Annotated in this window: 18 protein-coding genes; 7 read left to right on the top strand and 11 right to left on the bottom strand. The window is 46.8% G+C overall.

What is annotated here, in order from left to right; translation table 11 throughout:
• Positions 1 to 6: 6 nt before the first annotated feature.
• From gyrB to dnaA, 4 genes are read right to left on the bottom strand one after another with little or no spacing between them, the layout of a single operon-like run.
• Positions 7 to 2,424, bottom strand: coding sequence for a DNA topoisomerase (ATP-hydrolyzing) subunit B (gyrB, locus tag MJX74_RS20575; protein WP_240224948.1), 2,418 nt, complete (start codon positions 2,422 to 2,424; stop codon positions 7 to 9).
• On the bottom strand, positions 2,408 to 3,526 hold the full coding sequence (gene recF / locus MJX74_RS20570; RefSeq protein ID WP_240224897.1) for a DNA replication/repair protein RecF: 1,119 nt from the start codon (positions 3,524 to 3,526) through the stop codon (positions 2,408 to 2,410). Before recF ends, gyrB begins: the two co-directional genes overlap by 17 nt.
• Before the next feature lie 2 nt (positions 3,527 to 3,528).
• Complete coding sequence (gene dnaN, locus MJX74_RS20565; protein WP_068237141.1) at positions 3,529 to 4,632, bottom strand: DNA polymerase III subunit beta; 1,104 nt, start codon at positions 4,630 to 4,632, stop codon at positions 3,529 to 3,531.
• A gap of 12 nt (positions 4,633 to 4,644) precedes the next feature.
• A complete protein-coding gene (gene dnaA, locus MJX74_RS20560; RefSeq protein WP_240224896.1) occupies positions 4,645 to 6,015 on the bottom strand; it encodes a chromosomal replication initiator protein DnaA in 1,371 nt (456 codons plus the stop codon).
• A gap of 439 nt (positions 6,016 to 6,454) precedes the next feature.
• On the opposite strand from dnaA, the gene rpmH reads away from it, so the two are divergent.
• The 7 genes from rpmH to MJX74_RS20525 all read left to right on the top strand — a co-directional run bounded on the left by rpmH (position 6,455) and on the right by MJX74_RS20525 (position 12,759).
• Positions 6,455 to 6,592, top strand: coding sequence for a 50S ribosomal protein L34 (gene rpmH / locus MJX74_RS20555; protein ID WP_068237138.1), 138 nt, complete (start codon positions 6,455 to 6,457; stop codon positions 6,590 to 6,592).
• An 18-nt stretch (positions 6,593 to 6,610) separates the two neighbouring features.
• A complete protein-coding gene (gene rnpA / locus MJX74_RS20550) occupies positions 6,611 to 6,979 on the top strand; it encodes a ribonuclease P protein component (RefSeq protein WP_068237135.1) in 369 nt (122 codons plus the stop codon).
• Positions 6,934 to 7,197 carry a membrane protein insertion efficiency factor YidD gene (gene yidD / locus MJX74_RS20545; protein WP_082694829.1) on the top strand — a complete coding sequence of 88 codons (264 nt, stop codon included), beginning with the start codon at positions 6,934 to 6,936 and terminating at the stop codon, positions 7,195 to 7,197. Before rnpA ends, yidD begins: the two co-directional genes overlap by 46 nt.
• A 3-nt stretch (positions 7,198 to 7,200) precedes the next feature.
• Positions 7,201 to 8,838: a membrane protein insertase YidC gene (yidC, locus tag MJX74_RS20540; RefSeq protein WP_240224895.1), complete on the top strand. Its 1,638-nt coding sequence runs from the start codon at positions 7,201 to 7,203 to the stop codon at positions 8,836 to 8,838.
• A gap of 187 nt (positions 8,839 to 9,025) precedes the next feature.
• A complete protein-coding gene (gene mnmE / locus MJX74_RS20535; protein WP_240224894.1) occupies positions 9,026 to 10,390 on the top strand; it encodes a tRNA uridine-5-carboxymethylaminomethyl(34) synthesis GTPase MnmE in 1,365 nt (454 codons plus the stop codon).
• A gap of 310 nt (positions 10,391 to 10,700) precedes the next feature.
• Positions 10,701 to 11,681 carry a PD-(D/E)XK nuclease domain-containing protein gene (locus MJX74_RS20530; RefSeq protein ID WP_240224893.1) on the top strand — a complete coding sequence of 327 codons (981 nt, stop codon included), beginning with the start codon at positions 10,701 to 10,703 and terminating at the stop codon, positions 11,679 to 11,681.
• Positions 11,674 to 12,759 (top strand): DUF4518 domain-containing protein, encoded by a 1,086-nt coding sequence (locus MJX74_RS20525; RefSeq protein ID WP_240224892.1) that lies wholly within the window; start codon positions 11,674 to 11,676, stop codon positions 12,757 to 12,759. Before MJX74_RS20530 ends, MJX74_RS20525 begins: the two co-directional genes overlap by 8 nt.
• Before the next feature lie 776 nt (positions 12,760 to 13,535).
• Here MJX74_RS20525 and MJX74_RS20520 read toward each other — a convergent pair.
• From MJX74_RS20520 to MJX74_RS20490, 7 genes are all read right to left on the bottom strand, one after another.
• A complete protein-coding gene (locus MJX74_RS20520) occupies positions 13,536 to 13,715 on the bottom strand; it encodes a hypothetical protein (protein WP_240224891.1) in 180 nt (59 codons plus the stop codon).
• 13 nt (positions 13,716 to 13,728) lie between these two features.
• Positions 13,729 to 14,604, bottom strand: coding sequence for an SDH family Clp fold serine proteinase (locus MJX74_RS20515; protein ID WP_240224890.1), 876 nt, complete (start codon positions 14,602 to 14,604; stop codon positions 13,729 to 13,731).
• A 284-nt stretch (positions 14,605 to 14,888) separates the two neighbouring features.
• Positions 14,889 to 16,070: a YbfB/YjiJ family MFS transporter gene (locus tag MJX74_RS20510; RefSeq protein WP_240224889.1), complete on the bottom strand. Its 1,182-nt coding sequence runs from the start codon at positions 16,068 to 16,070 to the stop codon at positions 14,889 to 14,891.
• Between the two features lie 111 nt (positions 16,071 to 16,181).
• Positions 16,182 to 16,673 (bottom strand): YbhB/YbcL family Raf kinase inhibitor-like protein, encoded by a 492-nt coding sequence (locus MJX74_RS20505; protein ID WP_240224888.1) that lies wholly within the window; start codon positions 16,671 to 16,673, stop codon positions 16,182 to 16,184.
• A 26-nt stretch (positions 16,674 to 16,699) separates the two neighbouring features.
• The gene (gene trxC / locus MJX74_RS20500; protein WP_420851428.1) at positions 16,700 to 17,122 is read right to left on the bottom strand and encodes a thioredoxin TrxC; all 423 of its coding nucleotides are present in this window, start codon (positions 17,120 to 17,122) and stop codon (positions 16,700 to 16,702) included.
• A 66-nt stretch (positions 17,123 to 17,188) separates the two neighbouring features.
• Positions 17,189 to 17,677 carry a DUF6702 family protein gene (locus MJX74_RS20495; protein ID WP_240224887.1) on the bottom strand — a complete coding sequence of 163 codons (489 nt, stop codon included), beginning with the start codon at positions 17,675 to 17,677 and terminating at the stop codon, positions 17,189 to 17,191.
• Positions 17,677 to 20,172 carry a M1 family metallopeptidase gene (locus MJX74_RS20490; RefSeq protein ID WP_240224885.1) on the bottom strand — a complete coding sequence of 832 codons (2,496 nt, stop codon included), beginning with the start codon at positions 20,170 to 20,172 and terminating at the stop codon, positions 17,677 to 17,679. Before MJX74_RS20490 ends, MJX74_RS20495 begins: the two co-directional genes overlap by 1 nt.
• Positions 20,173 to 20,198: the final 26 nt, after the last annotated feature.

Here is a 20,198-nt window from a genome sequence, read left to right as displayed (position 1 = left end):
ATCAGATTATACATCCAGGTTAGCTACGTAGAGCGCGTTCTCTTCAATAAAGGCGCGGCGTGGTTCTACGTGGTCGCCCATTAGCGTGGCAAACAACTGGTCGGCGCCGATGGCGTCTTCAATAGTTACCTGCAGCATACGACGGCTTTGCGGGTCCATGGTGGTTTCCCACAGCTGATCCGGGTTCATCTCGCCCAGCCCTTTATAGCGCTGAATATACAGGCCGCGTTTTGATTCGCTCATCAGCCAGTCCAGCGCTTCCAGGAAGGTTTCTACCGGTTTGATTTTCTCACCACGGCGGATATAACCGCCTTCTTCGATCAGGTCACGAATGGCATCACCCAGTGCTGCAATACTCAGGTAATCGCGCGAGGTAACAAAGTCGTAGTGCAGCAGGTATTCATTGTCGATACCGTGCTGGCGAATAATCACTTTTGGCAGAAACAGCTGACGCTCGCGGTCTTCGTGCACCACATAGCTGTAGCTTGAACCGTCGCCTTCTTTGTCATCTAAACGCTGTACCAGTGTCTTCGCCCACTGCTCGCTGTACTCGGCCGATTTTGCCTGGGCAACATCTAATGCCGGTACATAGATCAGCTCGTTTAACAGGTTATACGGGATTTTCCGCGTTAACCGCAAGATAGTGGCCGATACCTTGTGATACTGGCGTACCAGGGTTTCCAGCGCTGCACCACCAATGCCCGGCGCGTCTGCATTAACATGCAGTGAGGCTTCGTCCAGGGCCAGGGTGGTCAGGTACTCGGTTAACGCCGCTTCGTCTTTAATATACTGCTCTTGCTTGCCCTTTTTCACTTTGTACAGTGGTGGCTGAGCAATATAGATATAACCGCGTTCGATTAGCTCAGGCATTTGACGGTAGAAAAAGGTCAACAGCAACGTACGGATGTGCGAGCCGTCGACGTCAGCATCCGTCATCAGGATAATGCTGTGGTAGCGGGTTTTATCCGGGTTGTATTCTTCACGGCCTATACCACAGCCTAACGCCGTGATTAAGGTGCCGACTTCTTGAGATGACAGCATCTTGTCGAAGCGGGCTTTTTCTACGTTCAGAATTTTACCCTTCAGCGGCAGTATTGCCTGGTTTTTGCGGTTGCGGCCCTGTTTGGCAGAACCACCCGCAGAGTCACCCTCTACTATGTACAGTTCAGATAACGCCGGGTCTTTTTCCTGGCAGTCGGCCAGTTTACCGGGTAAGCCGGCAATATCCAGCGCGCCTTTACGACGGGTCATTTCACGCGCTTTACGCGCGGCATCACGGGCACGGGCGGCGTCGACAATTTTGCCCACAATAATTTTGGCATCGCCCGGGTTTTCCAGCAGGTATTCGTTCAGCTTTTCGCCCATTACGCTCTCTACTGCTGAGCGCACTTCGCTGGATACCAGCTTGTCTTTGGTTTGCGAGCTGAATTTAGGGTCTGGCACTTTTACGCTGATAACAGCGGTTAAGCCTTCACGGGCGTCATCGCCAGAGGCCTGTACCTTCATTTTCTTGGCGTAGCCTTCCTGCTCGATATAGGTATTTAATACCCGCGTTAAAGCACCGCGGAAGCCGGCTAAGTGAGTACCACCATCACGCTGTGGAATGTTATTGGTAAAACAAAACACGTTTTCCTGATAGCTGTCGTTCCACTGCATTGCTACTTCTACCGAAATGCCGTCGTCGCGCTGATCAGTAAAATAGAATGCCTTAGGGTGCACGCTGGTTTTGGTACGGTTTAAGTACTGTACAAAAGCCTCTATGCCGCCTTCATATTTGAAGTGGTCTTTCTTGTCGGTGCGCTCGTCGCTAAGAATAATGCTGACACCGGAGTTTAAGAACGACAACTCGCGTAAACGCTTGGCCAGAATATCAAAGTGGTAATTGATATCGGTAAACACGGTTGGGCTGGGCCAAAAACGAATGGTGGTACCTTTATCTTCGGTTTCACCAATTACCGCTAATGGCGCTTGCGGCACACCTAAATGGTAAATTTGTTGATGCACCTGGCCTTTACGGCGAATGGTAAGCTCGAGTTTGTCAGACAGGGCGTTAACAACAGACACACCTACACCGTGCAAACCACCAGACACTTTATAGGAGTTATCATCAAACTTACCACCGGCGTGCAGCACGGTCATAATAACTTCAGCGGCCGATACACCCTCTTCGTGCATGTCGGTAGGAATACCACGTCCGTTATCGCGTACAGATACCGAACCATCACTGTGAATGGTTACCCAGATATCAGAGCAGTGGCCAGCTAAGGTTTCGTCGATAGAGTTATCAACGACTTCAAATACCATGTGGTGTAAGCCTGAGCCGTCATCGGTATCGCCGATGTACATGCCCGGTCTTTTACGAACTGCATCCAGTCCTTTTAATACTTTAATGCTCGAGGAATCGTAGTTATGTTGTTCGGCCATCGTCATCTGTCCGTGCTGTTAGCTGCCCGTGTTCCACGTGAAACATCGCCAGTTGATCGGCGGTGATAAAAGGTGAAACCTGTTCAGCGTTAATTGCAGTAATAAAAACCTGTGAGTTAATATCGCGTAAATAGCTAAAAATCTGTCGGGTTGACTCTTGGTCTAACTCCGACGCCAAATCATCGATTAACAACAGCGGTTGTTTCTGGCCGTTGTCACGAATTACATTGTTTTGCGCAATTTTAAGCGCAAATAATAACACTTTTAACTGACCACGGGATAACACTTCTTCTGCCGCCCATTGGTCTTTTTTAATCTTTAAATCGGCTTTTTGCGGGCCATACTGGGTAAAGCCCATACGGCTGTCCTGGCTAAAGCTTTGTTGCAACAGCTGCTGTAACTCTGCAGGATTGCTGATTTTTTCTGGCCAACCCTGCTGCAGCTGAAAGCTTAACTGCTGCATTAATTCGTCGCCGCCAGTCAACTGCCGAAACGCGGCTTCCAGTTGGCTAACGTAGTGTTGCCGCAACTGCTGTAGCTCAAAGGCCAGCAATACAAACTGCTGATCCCAAAACTCAAACTGGCTGTCGTACTGGCGGCTGGTTTTTAGCAAAGCATTGCGCTGCTTTAATACTTTATTAAAACGCAACCAGCTATCGAAAAAGGCAGGTTCCACGTGGAACAATCCCATATCAAAAAACTGTCGACGCTCTTTCGGGCCGCCAAAAAATAAACGAAAGCTGTCTGGTGTAATCAGCTGTACCGGCAACAAGCTGGCAAACTCTGCCAGCCGGTTTACGTTGGCACCATTAAGCCGCAGCACCAAATCGCCCTGCTTATCGCGCTGTAAGCCTAAACTGTGCACCTGCTGCTGCGCTGACACCTTAGCATGAATAACAAAGGCATCTGTGTCGTGTTGCACTAAACGCTGCGGCCGGCTGGTACGAAATGACCGGCCATGCGCTAAATAATAAATGGCCTCCAGCAAACTGGTTTTGCCGCTGCCGTTCATGCCAATAATTAAATTAAACTGAGCATGCGCGCTTAAAGACACTGCCGTCAGATTGCGAAACTGACTGGCGCTAACTGACAACAGTGACATCGTTACAGGCGCATTGGCATAACAACGTAAGATGCACCAATATTGCCAACGCCCTCTACCAGTGCACTGGAGTTAGCATCGTTCAGGTGCAGCACCACTAAATCGGTGGCTAAGGTATTGAGTACATCCAGCAGGTAGCCGACATTAAAACCAATTTCCAGGTTGTCGCCCTGGTATTCTACTTCAATAATTTCTTCGGCCTGCTCGTGCTCGGGGTTGTTCGCCACAATTTGCAGCTCGCCACTGGTTAGCGTAAAACGTACACCGCGGTATTTTTCGTTAGATAAAATAGACGCCCGGGTGCAGGCATCTTTTAATACACTGCGATGCGCCGTAACCAGCTTATTGCTGTTACGCGGCAATACGCGGCGGTAATCGGGGAAGCGGCCATCAATCAGCTTACTGCTAAACACATAGTTGCTGTCTGTCAGGCGAATATGGTTTTGGCCCAGGCTCAAAGTAATCAGCTGATCATCGCTGGCCAGCAAGCGCATCACTTCAAGCACGCCTTTACGCGGAATAATAATTTGCTTTTGTTGCGCCGTCAGGCCCGGTAAATCAAGGCCACTTAATGCTAAACGGTGGCCGTCAGTCGCTACCGCTTTTACCGCGCCGTTATCTACTTCAAACAGCAAGCCGTTTAAGTAATAACGTACATCCTGATTCGCCATAGAAAACGCAGTGTCGTCGAGCAACTTGCGCAACTGCATCCGTGTTAGCTGAATGTCTACCTCACCCTGCCAGCTTTCCAGGTTAGGATACTCAGACGCGCTTAAGGTAGATAAAGTGAACTTGGTTTTCCCGCAGGTAAGAATGCAATTATCACCCTGCAGTTGTACGCGAATATCAGAACCTTCCGGCAGGCTGCGGCAAATATCCAACAGCTTTTTTGCTGGCACGGTAATACGGCCGGGGCTTTGTACACTAAGGGCATCGGTAGTGGCAACCAGCTCTACTTCTAAATCAGTACCGGTAAGTGACAAGCTTGCTTCGGTTACTTCCAGTAATACGTTAGATAAAATAGGCAGCGTATGGCGGCGCTCTATAGCGCCAGACACCATTTGTAATGGCTTAAGTAAGGCGTCTCTGTTGATAGTAAATTGCATGACCAAGTCCCTTTACGATGACAAAGTACGGATTAAATTCTGGAAGTCTTCTTTTATTTCGTGCGTTTCTTCTTTTAGCGACTCGATTTTACGACAGGCATGCAGCACTGTAGTGTGATCGCGACCGCCAAAAGCATCGCCAATTTCCGGCAAACTGTGGTTGGTCAGCTCTTTTGACAACGCCATCGCCATTTGCCGCGGCCGGGCTACCGAGCGCGAGCGGCGTTTAGACAATAGATCGGCAACGCGGATTTTATAGTATTCGGCAACGGTTTTCTGGATGTTTTCGATGGTAACTAACTTATCCTGCAGCGCGAGTAAATCGCGCAGTGCTTCACGGACAAAGTCGATAGTAATAGGCCGGCCAGTAAAATTGGCGTTAGCAATAACGCGGTTTAACGCGCCTTCAAGTTCGCGCACGTTAGAGCGTAACCGCTTGGCAATAAAAAATGCCACTTCTTCGGGCAGGCGAATTTGGTTTTCGTGCGCTTTACGCATCAAAATAGCCACCCGGGTTTCCAGCTCTGGCGGTTCAATGGCAATGGTCAGGCCCCAACCAAAACGCGATTTTAACCGGTCTTCTACGCCGTCAATTTCTTTCGGGTAACGATCGCTGGTAAGAATAATTTGCTGGTTGCCTTCAAGCAGCGCATTAAAGGTATGGAAAAACTCTTCCTGCGAGCGCTCTTTATTAGCAAAAAACTGAATATCATCGATAAGTAGCGCATCTACCGAACGATAATAGCGTTTAAACTCTTCTATAGCATTGTTTTGTAACGCTTTTACCATATCCTGTACAAAGCGTTCAGAGTGCATATAAATCACTTTAGCATCCGGCTTTTTTGCCAGTATGCCATTACCTACTGCATGCAATAAGTGAGTTTTACCTAAACCGGTACCACCGTAAATAAATAGCGGGTTATAAGCTGTGCCGGGGTTATCGGCCACCTGGCTGGCAGCAGCTCGCGCCAATTGGTTAGATTTACCTTCAACAAAGTTAGTAAAGGTGTAGTTGGCGCGTACATTACTGGTAACAATAGTTTTCGGTGCGGGCTCGGGCGCTTCTCTTTGCACAGGCGCGGCCTGGGGCACAGCCGCTAAGGCCGGCGCCGGAGTATTTGAACGCGCTTTATTACTCTGGCTGGAACCTACGTCAAACTTCAGCCGTGGCGCGTCATCGCCACAGTAATCGTGGATCAGCTCCATGATCCGGTTCAGGTACTTCTCGCGTACCCAATCCAGCACAAAGCGGTTGGGTGCGTACAAGGTTAGCCCTGTGTCAGAACTGTCAGCTTGCAGCGGGCGGATCCACATGCTGAAATGCTGCGCGGGCAATTCGGCTTGCAGCGCTTGCAGGCAATTTTGCCAAACGGACTGATACACCATATCTCCTGAAGCCTTAGTTATTATGATTAAAAAGGCTGGCGTAAGTTAACGAAGCGCACATTATGGTACTATCTTATCCACAACTTCAATATTGACTTTTGTAAATTAACGCATTGCCAGCGCAATTAGCCATAACTAAATGTTTTATATAACATAAATTCTCTTATACCTTTTCATAATACCACTGCTTTTTGCCCGAAGAATTTAAACTAAAAGTAAAATAACTCACACTTTATTCAGTTAGCATAGGCCTGCCTGTGGAAAACTTTAGTGAAAACAGGATCTGAGTTGATCGCCGTGCAATAAAACACAGGATCAGATTGACTTTAAGCTGCAGACTACTTAAAATTCGCGCTCATTTTTGTCAGCTGCGTTTTGGTATATTTACTAAAACACAGAAACCTTTAGTAAATATTTCGACCGGACGGATGAAATTATGAGTAAAAGAACTTTTCAACCAAGCGTATTAAAGCGCAAGCGTAACCACGGTTTCCGTGCACGTATGGCTACCAAAGGTGGTCGTCAGGTATTAGCGCGTCGTCGTGCTAAAGGCCGTCAGCGTTTATCAGCTTAATTAGCTGTTAACCGCTGCGTGGTCAGCTTGAAATTCGGCAGGGAGTTACGACTGTTAACTCCCGGTCAATTCGATAACGTTTTCCAACTTCCTTTTCGGGTTTCTTCCCCGCTGTTCACCATCTTGGCAAAAGCCAATCATCTGCCTCATCCCCGATTAGGCCTTACTATCGCAAAAAAACGTGTTAAATTAGCCGTGCAACGCAATCGCATTAAGCGCTGTGTGCGTAACAGCTTTCGTTTGCATCAACATGAGTTGCCTGGTGTCGATTTGGTGCTGATGGTAAAAGGTGATATTAGCAATACGGCTAATGATGAGTTACAGAGGCAACTGGAAAAGTTATGGCGCAAGATCGCTCGCCAGTACACCGCTTCGCTGTCAGCATAGCGTTAACGCTGCTGCGCGGTTACCAGAGACTGATTAGCCCACTATTCGGACCCAGCTGCCGTTTTCATCCGACTTGTTCACATTACGCTATTACTGCGATAGAACGCTTTGGCATACTAAAAGGCAGTTGGTTAGCGGCGAAACGTTTATTAAAATGTCACCCCTTACATGCAGGCGGTGATGATCCTGTTCCTGAAAAGCACAATGAGAAAAGCTAAGCCATGGAATCACAACGTAGTTTATTAGTTATTGGCCTGGCACTGGTCAGTTTTTTACTTTGGCAACAGTGGAATATTGACACTGCGCCAAAACCAGTCGCCCCGGTAACGCAGCAAAGCCAAACTTCTGGCAGCAGTTCTGCTGATTTACAGCTAACCACCGCCGATGCCGAACAACCGGCTACCGCAGTGGCAGCAGCGGCACGTACTATCCGCATTAATACTGACGTACTGCAGCTGAGCATTGACAGCCGTGGCGGTGATATTGTTGACCTGCAATTGCCCGCGTTCGAACTGAATAAAGGTGCCGGTGATGCTTACCCATTAATGCGCCGCCTGCCCGGTTTTGAGTACGTAGCCCAAAGTGGCCTGATTGGCCGCGACGGCCCGGACGACAGCCGTAACGCGCGCCCGGTATATAGCAGCGCACAAAACAGTTACACGCTGGCCGAAGGTGCAACCGAGCTGGTAGTGCCTTTGCTGTTTAACCACAACGGCCTGCAAATTGAAAAACGCTTTACCTTTACCGCTGGCCAATATGATGTCCGGGTAGAATATTTTATCCAAAACCAAAGCGGCGAAGTTAAAACCGTGCAGCCGTATCAGCACCTGGTGCAAACTATCGATAACGGTGAAAGCAGCAGCATGATGATGCCAATTTACCGTGGCGGCGCTTATGGTACGTCATCAACACGTTACACCAAGTACAAATTTGACGACATGACAGATAAAAACCTGCTTGAAGCTACAGTAGGTGGCTGGGTGGCCATGTTAGAGCACTATTTTGTATCTGCCTGGGTACCCGATCAGCAAGCTGATAACCAGTTATACAGTATGGTACGTAACGGGCAGGGTGTTATTGGCACTAAAGGCCCGGTAGTCAATATTGAGCCAGGCGCTGAAGCCACCTTAGGTAGCACCTTTTACGCAGGTCCGAAAAATCAGGACAACCTGGAAAAGTTAGCCAGTGGTTTAGATTTAACAGTAGATTATGGCTTTCTGTGGTTTCTCTCTAAACCGTTGTTCTGGTTACTGACGACCATCCAGGGCTTTGTAGTAAACTGGGGCCTGGCCATTATCTGCATCACCATTATCGTTAAAGGCGCGATGTACCCGCTAACTAAAGTGCAGTACGAGTCAATGGCGAAAATGCGTAACTTAAAGCCAAAAATTGAAGAGCTGCAAGCACGCTATAAAGACGACCGGCAGAAAATGGGGCCGGCGATGATGGAACTGTATCGCAAAGAAAAAGTTAACCCTATGGGTGGCTGCTTGCCGATGATTATCCAGATGCCAATTTTCCTTGCGCTGTACTGGGTATTTGTTGAAAGTGTTGAGCTGCGTCATGCACCGTTTATGTTGTGGATTGACGATTTATCCGCGCTTGACCCCTACTATGTATTACCAGTGTTGTTTGGTGCCAGCATGTTCTTAATGCAAAAGCTAACGCCGATGCAGGTAACTGACCCAATGCAGCAGAAGATCATGATGTGGATGCCGGTGGCGTTCTCAGTATTCTTCCTGTGGTTTCCAAGTGGCCTGGTACTGTACTGGTTTGTTAGTAACCTGATTTCACTGGCACAGATGCTGTATATCTACCGTGGTATGGAAAAGAAAGGCTTACATACTAAAAAAGCTTGATTGAAATACCATGAGGTGTGAACCGGGTGTTCCTGCGTAGCAGCGGCAGGGATGCCGCGCAGGCTGAGACAGTACAAGGACGTACTGTCGAAGGCGGCGAAGCAGGAATTTCCCGGTTCATACCCTGAACAATACCAATGGCCTGTCGCCTTGTGCTGACAGGCTTTTTCTATTAAGAGGCAACAGCATGTTTACTACCGACACCATCGCCGCTTTAGCCACCGCCCCCGGCCGCGCCGGTGTTGGTATTATCCGCATCTCCGGCCCCGACACCAAAGCCGTAGCTCAGGCTATCCTGCACAAACTGCCTAAACCGCGCTACGCTGAGTACTTACCGTTTTTTGATGGCCAAGCCAAGGTGCTGGATCAAGGCATTGCCCTGCTCTTCCCCGGCCCAAATTCGTTTACCGGCGAAGATGTACTTGAGCTACAAGGCCATGGCGGCCCGGTATTACTCGATATGCTGTTAAAACAGGTATTAGCCCAGCCGAATGTCCGTATTGCCCGCCCCGGCGAATTCTCAGAGCGCGCTTTTTTAAACGACAAGCTCGATTTAGCTCAGGCCGAAGCCATCGCCGACTTAATTGACGCCAGCAGCGAACAAGCTGCACGCAGTGCCATGCAATCGCTGCAAGGCGAGTTCTCGAACCGTATTCATCAACTGGTAGAAAAAGTTATTCACCTGCGCATGTATGTCGAAGCAGCGATAGATTTCCCTGATGAAGAAATCGACTTTTTATCCGACGGCAAAGTCGCCGCCGATTTAGCTGAAATTATCGACTACCTGGCCACCGTAAAAAAGCAGGCGACCCAGGGCAGTATTTTGCGCGAAGGCATGAAGGTAGTAATAGCCGGACGACCTAACGCCGGCAAATCCAGCCTGCTAAATGCCCTAGCCGGCCATGAAGCGGCTATAGTGACCGAAATAGCCGGTACCACCCGCGACGTGCTGCGCGAGCATATTCATATCGATGGTATGCCGCTGCATATTATCGACACTGCCGGTTTACGTGATGCTACCGATCAGGTGGAGCAAATTGGTATAGAACGGGCGTGGAAAGAAATTGAGCAGGCCGACCGTGTGTTGTTTATGGTCGACGGCACCACCACCAACGCCACCGACCCGCACGATATCTGGCCCGACTTTATCGACCGCTTACCGGCAAATTTGGGTGTAACGGTTATTCGCAATAAAGCCGATTTAACCGGCGAACCAATGACTCCGGATACTGATAGTCATACACCCGTGTATCGTTTGTCGGCCAAAACCGGCGATGGTATCGATGCGCTGCGCGAGCATTTAAAACAATGTATCGGCTTTGACGCCAGTACCGAAGGCAGCTTTCTCGCCCGCCGCCGCCATTTAGACGCACTGGATCGTGCCGCAGAGCACCTTGCTATTGGCCAGGAGCAACTGCACAGCTATATCGCCGGCGAAATTCTCGCCGAAGAGCTGCGGCTAACCCAGCAGCACTTAAATGAAATAACCGGCGAGTTTAGTTCTGATGATTTGCTGGGTAAGATTTTCAGCTCGTTTTGTATAGGAAAATAAAGCACGAAAAGAAAGATCAATAAGAGAAAATTATAAATATATCCAACCACTTAAAACACGCCCATTTCAGCAGTTCGTTCAGGTAATAGCTCCAGCTTTAAGTTATCCGGAAGTTCCGGATAACTGCATTAGTACCCAGAGAAATTCGGAATTTTATTAAAAAAAGATGATCGGCGTAAACAGACTGCGATCTTCTATATTCAAAACATTTTCTTAATTACTTTTTTAAACTTTGGATTGCATTTAGACACATCACGTAATAGTTTGGCTATGCGAACAGAATTAGCAACTCGCTAAATGAGAGTGTCTTATGTCAGAGACTGGAAATATCGAAACAATGGCCAAGCTCGTTTTTGATGAGCTTTTTAAGTATTTTAAATGGAGTTCATCCGGACCACGTGATATTGATTGGGAATGTGTTACCGATAGCCACGGTAAAAAAACCCATCCTTCCGATGTAGTTTTTTACTATGACGATCCGTATTCAGGAATGACAGTCTATCAAAACGTTGATCTTAAGAGTTATGCGAAATCGTCAATCCAGGTTACATCTATTACCAAGGCGTTGAAGTCACTTGCTATTGCTACAGAGTGCGCAAATATCAGTGAAGACTGGCAAAAACTATATTTGATAAAACCTGATGGATTTGATCAGGTATCAGGAATTCTCTTTATCTATAACCATGATGGCGATTTCGATAAAAATTTCCAAGATCATATAAATACAATCGATTTTGAAAAAATCCCAATATCTGAATTCGGCTCCCTGACTTTGATGGGGCCAGATCTCATAGAGAAACTTCTGAACATAGTATGTGATCTGAAAATGTTAAAGGGAGACGACTTACTCCCAAGCATTGAAAACTACACGTTTTTCTACCCTGACTTAGTTCGGTCTAGACGAAATGGTGATGAATGGAAGAAAGCCGCTACGATAGAAGCTCTTACAGCTCCTTGGCTAATAATCAAACATCGAGGAGTTGAAGATATGATTTCAGATGGCTTTATTATTTATTACCATCCATCAGGTGAAACTATTGAAGAATTCATCTATTTGATTGATGCAATGTCACACTATCAAATGCTCGTGAGTGATTACAAAATAAGAGTCCGCTTGGTAAACCCTTCTAATTTCGCTATCTCAAATTTCGAAAAAGCAAAAATTGAGTACATGAGAATCTGGGGTGAGGATGAAGCTAGGCGTAAACAAATGTCACGCGTTGAGTGCGCCCAGATTAAGCAATTCACGACAAGGTTCAGTGAAATTGAGATAGGAATGCAGTATGAGTAATGCTACCGGTCCAGCAATCTACATCCCAACGGATAAGAACATTTTTGATGCTTTGCAACACAAGAAAGTAACACAATTAGAACTACTAAAATTTTTAAGAACTAGAGGAATATTTTTTCCTTTAAATGCTCCAAAGGACATGCTGATTGAGCGAATTACTTCGCTGAACTTTGGGTATCATGATTTTATTTGGCTAACCAAGCTACTTGAAAACCCGAACAAGAAAGAAAAATCTACACATACGACCTTAAAATTTGAAGTAACCGAAGATGATGTTAGAAAAGCTTGCACGACTGTAAAGTCAAACATAGAAATTGATAACTCCGTTAAATTAACTCAGAAAAACGGTACAACCAAGCTATCTGTGACTTACGTCGATCTTGATTTCTCAAAAACTGAGTTACGTCAACGTGCAGTAAAAACCTGTGATATCGAGATTGAAAAAACTAATGAAGGCGTAGTGTTAAAAATGCCTTCAACTAAGAAAGCTGCAGATATCGCCTCTAGACTAAAGCAAGTACTAAGCGCTCAGCTCCAGGATGGTCAAACGATTGAAGAGTTCAGTATTAACCTTTCAAGCATCATATCACCAGAGACTCGAAGCAGATTTTTCGATGTACTTGTGCGAAACGTGCCGGGGTATAAATTTGATACGGTAACCAGCGTAGACGTATTCCACACGATCGAAGATGAGAGTGAAGATGATGATGATGAACGAGAAGCAAGGTTAGCTTCATATATAAATAGAGCTGCGCTTGCTGGAGAAGGGGTCCTTGACTCTCAGGAGTTCCAGCAACTCCACAAGCGAGGTTTCTTCATATATAAAATAATTTGGACTGGGATATCTGGAGTTGAAGGTGGTGACAAAGTAGAGTTCGAGACACAATTCGGTTCTCCATCAGACTGTACAGACTTCAAATACATGGTTCGCGGAATTTATAACTTTCAAGAAAGAACGAAGTCTTTCAATATAACCAGAAGGGCGGCAACACCTAAAGAGAACGACACGATGAACAAGCTGCTTCGAGAAGCTGCGGAGCAAGCATACAAAACTGTCATCAATTCATTGGAAGAATGAAAATGATAAGCACGAGATGGCTATATTCCGAACTCCCAATTTCGTTGAGAGAGCTATCCAGTTTAATGCTGGCAAATCAGTATTCTGAAAAGTCAGGCCGAGGCTTCTTATTAAGTTCTTCCAACAGTGAATCACTAACTGGTAAATATATAGAAAAAACTATAGAAAACGTATACATAGAAGACCCAATGGGGAACAAAATACAAAGTCAAAGCACCGTCTATTACATCTGCAAATTTGCATGGAATAGCAAATCGAAACTCCTAAGCATAACTGATCCGCCCCGCTCCCTAAGAAAATTCATTAATGAAATCAGATCAATGGTTGGACTAGGTGTCGTAGTTGCGGATATCAATTTCGATATAGAAAAGTGGATTTCAGAGATAGAGAGTAGAAATTGCATACTCACTATAGATAATATCTCTTGCTATGGAGTCCGTACCAAGTTCGATTGCTTGGCAAAAATAAATGTTAAAGGTACAACTGATGTGAGGCGAGATCTAGAAGCTCTTCTTGACGGCAAAACATATAAATTAGATTCATTAAAATTCAAAATAGAATTTGAAAACGGTGTTAGCGCCAATGGAGAGCTCACAAAGACTGGGTCATGTAAGTTCTCAACAAGTTCTACAACGTTTTTTGCCAAACAACTGAGAGAGTCTCTGGAACCGTGTTTACCCTAGTCGAGTCGTCCCTCAATTAAGATTCAAAGCAAACAACATTGTTACAGTGTTGCTATCAAAGCAACACTGTAACTTAAGTAGGCGGGATATTAACTAATATGTATTACAAAGCGTGCCAGACATAGCAAGGTTATAAGTACGTTTCCTAACTAAGCCTTTATCTTTAAGCTCTTGTATATACTGCATTTTTTCTTCGAATTGTTTTCGCTCTTGTTCACTCGAGAACTTAGGGCCCCTGTCTTGCAATACTCGAACTTTGTCTTCTAAGGTCATAATAACTCCTGTTCTAACAATGATGCATGTACACAGGTATCCGATTCCTCTGCACATAATCAGTTAATAAATCGTTATACGCTCTAATCATGTTTCTACGATCCAGCTGGTCTGTATAATCCTCAATTTCTAATCGGAGTTCGTTCCTTAACTTAGTCAAGCTTATCATTCTCCCATGACTATTCCAATGACCGTTATTCCCCAGTAATCGAGCAATTTCCTCAGCTCTTTCTCTTTTCTCGGCAATCGTCACCTCTTTCCCAACCTTAGCACGGTCGGTTCTATGGACATTCCAATCTTTGAATTTAAATTCGACTAGCCATTTTGTTAATAGCTCCTTGGTCAAATCCCTCGCTTGTTCGTATTTTCTGAGTTCTGCTAAATCTTGGCTCTGAAACAGTGCAAACTCAGCATTTGACAACTGATTGTTTCGATCTTTGGCGATCATTTCTTCGATTTTGTCCAGGTATCCAAGTGCTGGAACGAACTTTCCATCAGCAGTCTGAATTTGGGGATCTATAGGGCCTAAAGAAGAGGAATAATCCATAAAAATTTTGTCCCCTGACATACAAAGGATTGTGCCGGCCGACATAGCTGTATCAGGAACGATAAAATGAACTTCTTTGAAATGATATCTGATAATTTCGGACATTTTCTCAACCATTTCAGCTGAGCCACCAGGCGTATTAATAACAAACGAGACAGTGTCTTTTTTAACGTTTGTAGATGATTTCTGCTGAACAAATGCCTCAAATCTATCTCGAAAGTGGCTAAGAAAATTAGGGTGAATTTGCCCATAATAGGAAAATATATTACTTTCGAATTCGGTTTCCAGCCTAGTTGCATACTGATTCAGAACAATTCCAACGTGCGAATCTAATGAACTCATACGATCCCTCGAGCTATACACAATTCTTATGACTAGTCTAATTTAGGCAAACCAACATAAATTGACAACAAATTATTAAAGATTTTAAGGCTATCTTATCCAAACCCAAATCTAAAGATCATAAAGTAGTTTATGATTAGCATATTTGTTTAATTACCCTATGAGTAAAGCAAGTACTCTTTACGATACGATTTATTTTGTTCCGACATGCCCCCCTCTTATTGGCCATCAAGATACAAGCATATTACTGATTTATTTAAATAATTTTTTGTATAGTCAATTAGCTAAGGCAAGACATCTAGCTGCTGTGAAGTATTGTCCGTTGCTATCAACACCGCTATCAGCAGCGCACCTAACGTAACAAAGCCGGCGGCCAGATACAGGCCAATATCGTACTGGCCTGTTATTTCAGCCAGATAACCGGTCAGGGCCGGTGCTATTACCTGTGCACTACCGTAGGCCAGGGTCATCTTGCCCATTAATTTCGCCGGTTTACTCGGATACAAGCGCCCTGCCATGGTTAGCACTAAACTAACCACCCCGACAAAGGTCGCGCCAAATAAGGCCGCGCTTAGCAATACTGCCGTTAACGAGCTAAACCATAGCGGCAGTAAAATAGCGGCGCTTTGTGCCAACAACGCCAGCATAATAGCTTTCAGGTAGCCGGTTTTACGCGCAATTAAATCCCACAACAATACCGCCGGTGCTGCTGCTAAACCTAAAACGATAAAACTCAGATTACCGCTGCCGCTTAAACCCGGCATACGCTCGACAATGGTAACGATAAAAGTAGCACTGATAACATAGCCATAACCGGCGCAAAAATAACTGGCTAGCATTAGGCGGATAAAACGTTTCTCCGGTGGCGTGTCGGCCATGCCAGCCTGTCTGGTTAAAGTTGTTTGTAGCGGCTTTGGTAACCAGCGCCAGGCCGGAATGGCCAGTAACACGCCGAACAAGGCTAAATACTGCCACTGGGTGCGCCAGTCCAGCTGCAGGCTTAGCATCAGCTCTACCAATACCGCAGCAAGTGCAATACCAAAGCCTAAGCCGGCAAAGTGGATGCCCAGTTCAGCCCGTTGTTTGTGGCTTAACAGCCAATGCATAATCAGGCCAGAGGCAATCAGCATGGAACAAGCGCTGCTTAAGCCCGCCACAAAGCGCCAGAACGACCACAGCCAAACGTTATCGGTTAACGCCATGCCAAGAGTGCTCAGCACCGCTAAAATTAAGCCAAGCCGGTACAGGGTATCTTTTAGTTTAAGATTACTCAGGCTGGCCGCCAGCAAAGCCCCGGCCATATAACCCAGATAGTTAACCGCAGCCAGATAACCACCACTGGCGTCATCCAGCACATTTTGCTGCTGCATTAATGGCAACAGCGGGGTATAGGCAAAGCGGGCCACACCCAGGCAAAGTAACTGGCTGAAAAACCCGGCTAGCAACACATAGAAACGTTGCGGCATAATATTAGCTGTGGTTGTCAGAGTACTAACCCCGCAAGGCGAAAACCTTAGCTTAGCGTAAGAAAAAAGGCCGCGGTATGCGGCCTTAGTCTGATGTACCTTTTTTAATGATTAACGGGCATAGGTTGCCGTTAACGTGGCTTTACCCAGCGCCATAGCATTTAACATAAAACCAACCACCGCAGAGCTGGCGCCATCAGCGGCCGGCAGTGCTTCTTCGGGTAAGGCCCACACGGTAAATTGATAACGGTGCATACCATGACCTTCCGGCGGGCAAGCGCCGCCAAAGTCTTTACTGCCATAATCATTGTTAAAACTGCGGCTGCCCGTTGGCAGGCTGCCTTTACCGGCGCCACGGGCTAAACCTTTAGCGTCCTGCGGAATATCGGTTACCAACCAGTGCCAGAAACCCGAGCAAGTAGGCGCATCCGGGTCAAATACGGTAACGGCGAAGCTTTTAGTACCGGCCGGGGCGTTAGTCCAGTTAAGCTCAGGCGATATATTTTTGCCATTGCAGCCAAAGCCATCAAACTCGTGATCTGTGGCCATAAAATGGCCTTCTTTAACGTCCGGACTGCTGAGCGTAAAAACCTGTGATGTCATAAAGCCTCCGAAATGCGAGTGAATACTTACTTATACTGTGATAACCATTGATAAAAGGCTTGCTTGGGTAGAGCACCCGCTTGCTGTGCCACAACCTTACCCTGTTTAAACAGCATTAAGGTAGGAATAGAACGGATATTGAACTGCGTCGCCAACTGCTGCTGTTGCTCAGTATTGATTTTACCAAAGCGAAAATGCGGCTCCAGCTCACGTGCAGCCTGACTGAAAACCGGCGCAAAACTCTGGCACGGGCCGCACCAGCTGGCCCAAAAATCAGCCACCAACGGCAGCTCACTTTTATGGGCGTGGGCACTAAAATTAGCCGCAGTAAGCTCAAGCGGCTCACCGCTAAACAATGGCTGTTTGCATTTGCCACAACGCGCTTCAAGTGCCGGCTTCTCTGCCGGCAAACGATTTAAGCCATTACAATTCGAACAGGCGATAATCATGCTCAGCTCCAGATTTTGTCTACCGGCTGATATATGGCGCCTGGCCGGTTACTTTTAAAGCCAAGGCTAAAAACTTAGCTGCTGCCAGCCGGTTTTATTGTCAAAGCTCAGGCTTTTTACCTCACCACGGCCTTCAACGTTTACCGTGTTCACCTGCGCTGGCCACAATGCCTGCAAGGCGTTGTGTTTAATCCGCAAACCGTCTAACCCGGTCGGCATAGCCGCTTCCTGATACACCCAGAAAAACCGGCCCTCCAGTTGTCCGCCAATCAACGTCAGGTTGATGGCGTCGCCGCTTAGAGAGGTTAACGCAAAATGCTCGCTAACATAGCGGCTGAAGGTGTGTTGAGTTTGCTCGCTGTTGAGTAAGTCAGCGCCTTCATCAAACAATTGCTTTACGCCGTGTTCAGCATCGTGCACATAAAAGCGGTGCATCACCTCGATATTGCCGCTGCGTTGATTAAACAGCACCTTAGTCAGTGCTGTTTTCATTTCATGTGCCGCTAACTGGCCGCAAACGCCAGCCATTAACAACAAGGCTAACAGCCTACGCATCAATTATTATCCTTTTGTCCGTCTTCTGGCTTTTTCGCCAGATCTTTCAATTCGGTTTTGCTGTCCTGCATAATATCGCGGCTGACTTTTGCTTTGCTCTTGTCGGCTTTATAAGCTTCAATGCGTGACGGAATAATCCGCCGCGGGTAGAAGTTGTTTTCAATATCGACATCGGCGGTTTCCCACCTCGGATCGACTACTACGTCCTGCAGCACTTTATCTTTGGCCGTAACAATAAGTTTATTCACTGCCTTGGGGCTACGGCGCCAAATCTCGGCCGGAATATACTGCTGCTCGCTGCTGCCGTCGGCATAGTTCAGCTGCAGCAAAATCGGCATTACCAAACCGCCCTTATTGCTAAACTGGAGTACGTAGTAATTTTTATCTTCTGCCACTGCACGCTCAAACGCTTTGCGCTCCCACGGCTCTAACTCATGCAGAAATTTATTATAGGTATTGCGCTCTTTGTTGGTAACGGTAAAACGGTCGTTGTCATCGTAAAAGTCGCGCACATCCTGGTTTTTATCAATCCACAGCACTTTGCCTTGCGCTTTGTTACGCTCAACAAACAGCGGCATCGGTTTATCCAGCTCCTGTTGGCGCTGGCGCTCGAAATCAATGTCCGGGTTCTTGCTGTCTAAACGCAGCTGAAACACTTTATCCAGTGAAATATCAACATGATCGGTGCTGTAAAACCAGCCACGCCAAAACCAGTCCAGATCAACGCCGCTGGCCTCTTCCATAGTACGGAAAAAGTCTGCCGGTGTTGGCCGCTTAAACTTCCAGCGTGTAGCGTATTCTTTAAAGGCAAAATCGAACAGTTCGCGACCTAAAATCACTTCGCGCAGGATATTCAGCGCAGCAGCCGGTTTGGTGTAAGCATTGGGGCCCAGCTTTAATACGCTGTCAGACTGCGTCATAATCGGCACCTGGACGTCGGATTTCATATAGTCGACAACGTCACGCGGCTCTACGCCCCACGGAATAGTCGGGTCCCACTCGCGACCGGCAACACCGTCTAAAAAGCTGTTTAAGCCTTCATCCATCCAGGTCCACTGCCGCTCGTCGGAATTCACCACCATCGGGAAGTAAATATGGCCTACTTCATGGATCACCACCCCGATTAAAAAGCGTTTTTCGGCTTGCGAGTATGTGCGGCTGCCATCGTCCTGCAACTTAGTGCGCGGGCCGTTAAAGGTGATCATCGGATATTCCATGCCGCCAACCGGACCATTTACCGATTGCGCTACCGGATACGGGTAATCAAACGAGAAGCGTGAATACACTTCCATCGTATGTACTATGGCTTCGGTGGAATACTTCTGCCACAACTCACCGCCTTCTTTGGGGTAAAACGACATCGCCATCACAAACGGCTGCTCAGTGCCACCTTGTTGATAACCTTTGGCGTCCCAGATAAATTTACGCGATGAAGCCCAGGCAAAATCGCGCACATTTTTTGCTTTAAAATGCCAGGTTTTGCTTTGCTCTGTACCGGCTTTCTCGTTTTCCAGCGCTTCCGCTTCAGTAACCACGAACACCGGTCGTTTCGCCGTTTTAGCTTGTTCCAGTCGGGCTAATTGCTCTTTAGTTAACACTTTGCTGCTGTTTTGCAGCTCGCCGGTGGACGATACAATATGGTCGCTTGGTACCGTTAACCGGACATCATAATCACCAAACTCCAAGGTAAACTCACCACGACCTAAAAACTCTTTATTGGTCCAGGCTTCATAATCGGTATAAGCCACTAAACGCGGAAACCACTGCGCCAATAAGAAAATATCGTTGCCACCTTCACGGGCATCTTTGGGGAAGTGCTCATAACCGGAGCGTGCCGATACCGCATCTTCCTCTACAATATTAAAGGCAAAATCGAGGCTGAAATCTGCCGATTGGCCCGGTTTTAACGGCTTATCCAAATCGATGCGCATCAAAGTGCCCACCAGTGTAACCGGTAAGGCTTTGCCGCTGCTGCTTTTTACGTTGCTGATAACAAAGCCCAGCTCATTGTCAGCCATAAACTGTTGCCGGCGCAGCTCTTCCAAACTTAAGCGCGCAGTAATGTCACCATCGCCAATCGACGTGGCAGGGCCACGCCGGCCAATACCACCAAAGTCGGTGCTCATTTCGGCCATTGAATCGTTTTTAAAGATGTTCTGATCCAAGTGCAGCCAAAGGTACTTCAAACTGTACGGTGAATTATTTTTATAACTTATTTGCTGTTTAGCACTGAGCCGGCGCGCGGTTTCATCCAGCTCCACGTCCATTTTATAGTTAACCTGTTGCTGCCAGTATTGCTGGCCCGGTTCACCGGCCGCATTGCGATATACGTTAGGCGTTGGCAATACTTCGTCTAACTGACGAAACTTATCTTCAAAGTCACCTTTGGTTTGACGAATAGCATCTGCGTTGACAACGCTGCTACACAGCAATGTCGCCAGCAAACTAAGTAAGGGTAACGGCGGTAAAGTAAAGCGGGATGAAACGCTTGGCATAGTCAGCTGCTCTGTTATTTTTCAGG

It is taken from the genome of Rheinheimera hassiensis (assembly GCF_022436675.1).
Classification (GTDB): domain Bacteria; phylum Pseudomonadota; class Gammaproteobacteria; order Enterobacterales; family Alteromonadaceae; genus Alishewanella; species Alishewanella hassiensis.
The sequence above is the reverse complement of the archived record's forward strand: the minus strand, read 5'-3'. Positions and strand labels throughout refer to the sequence as shown.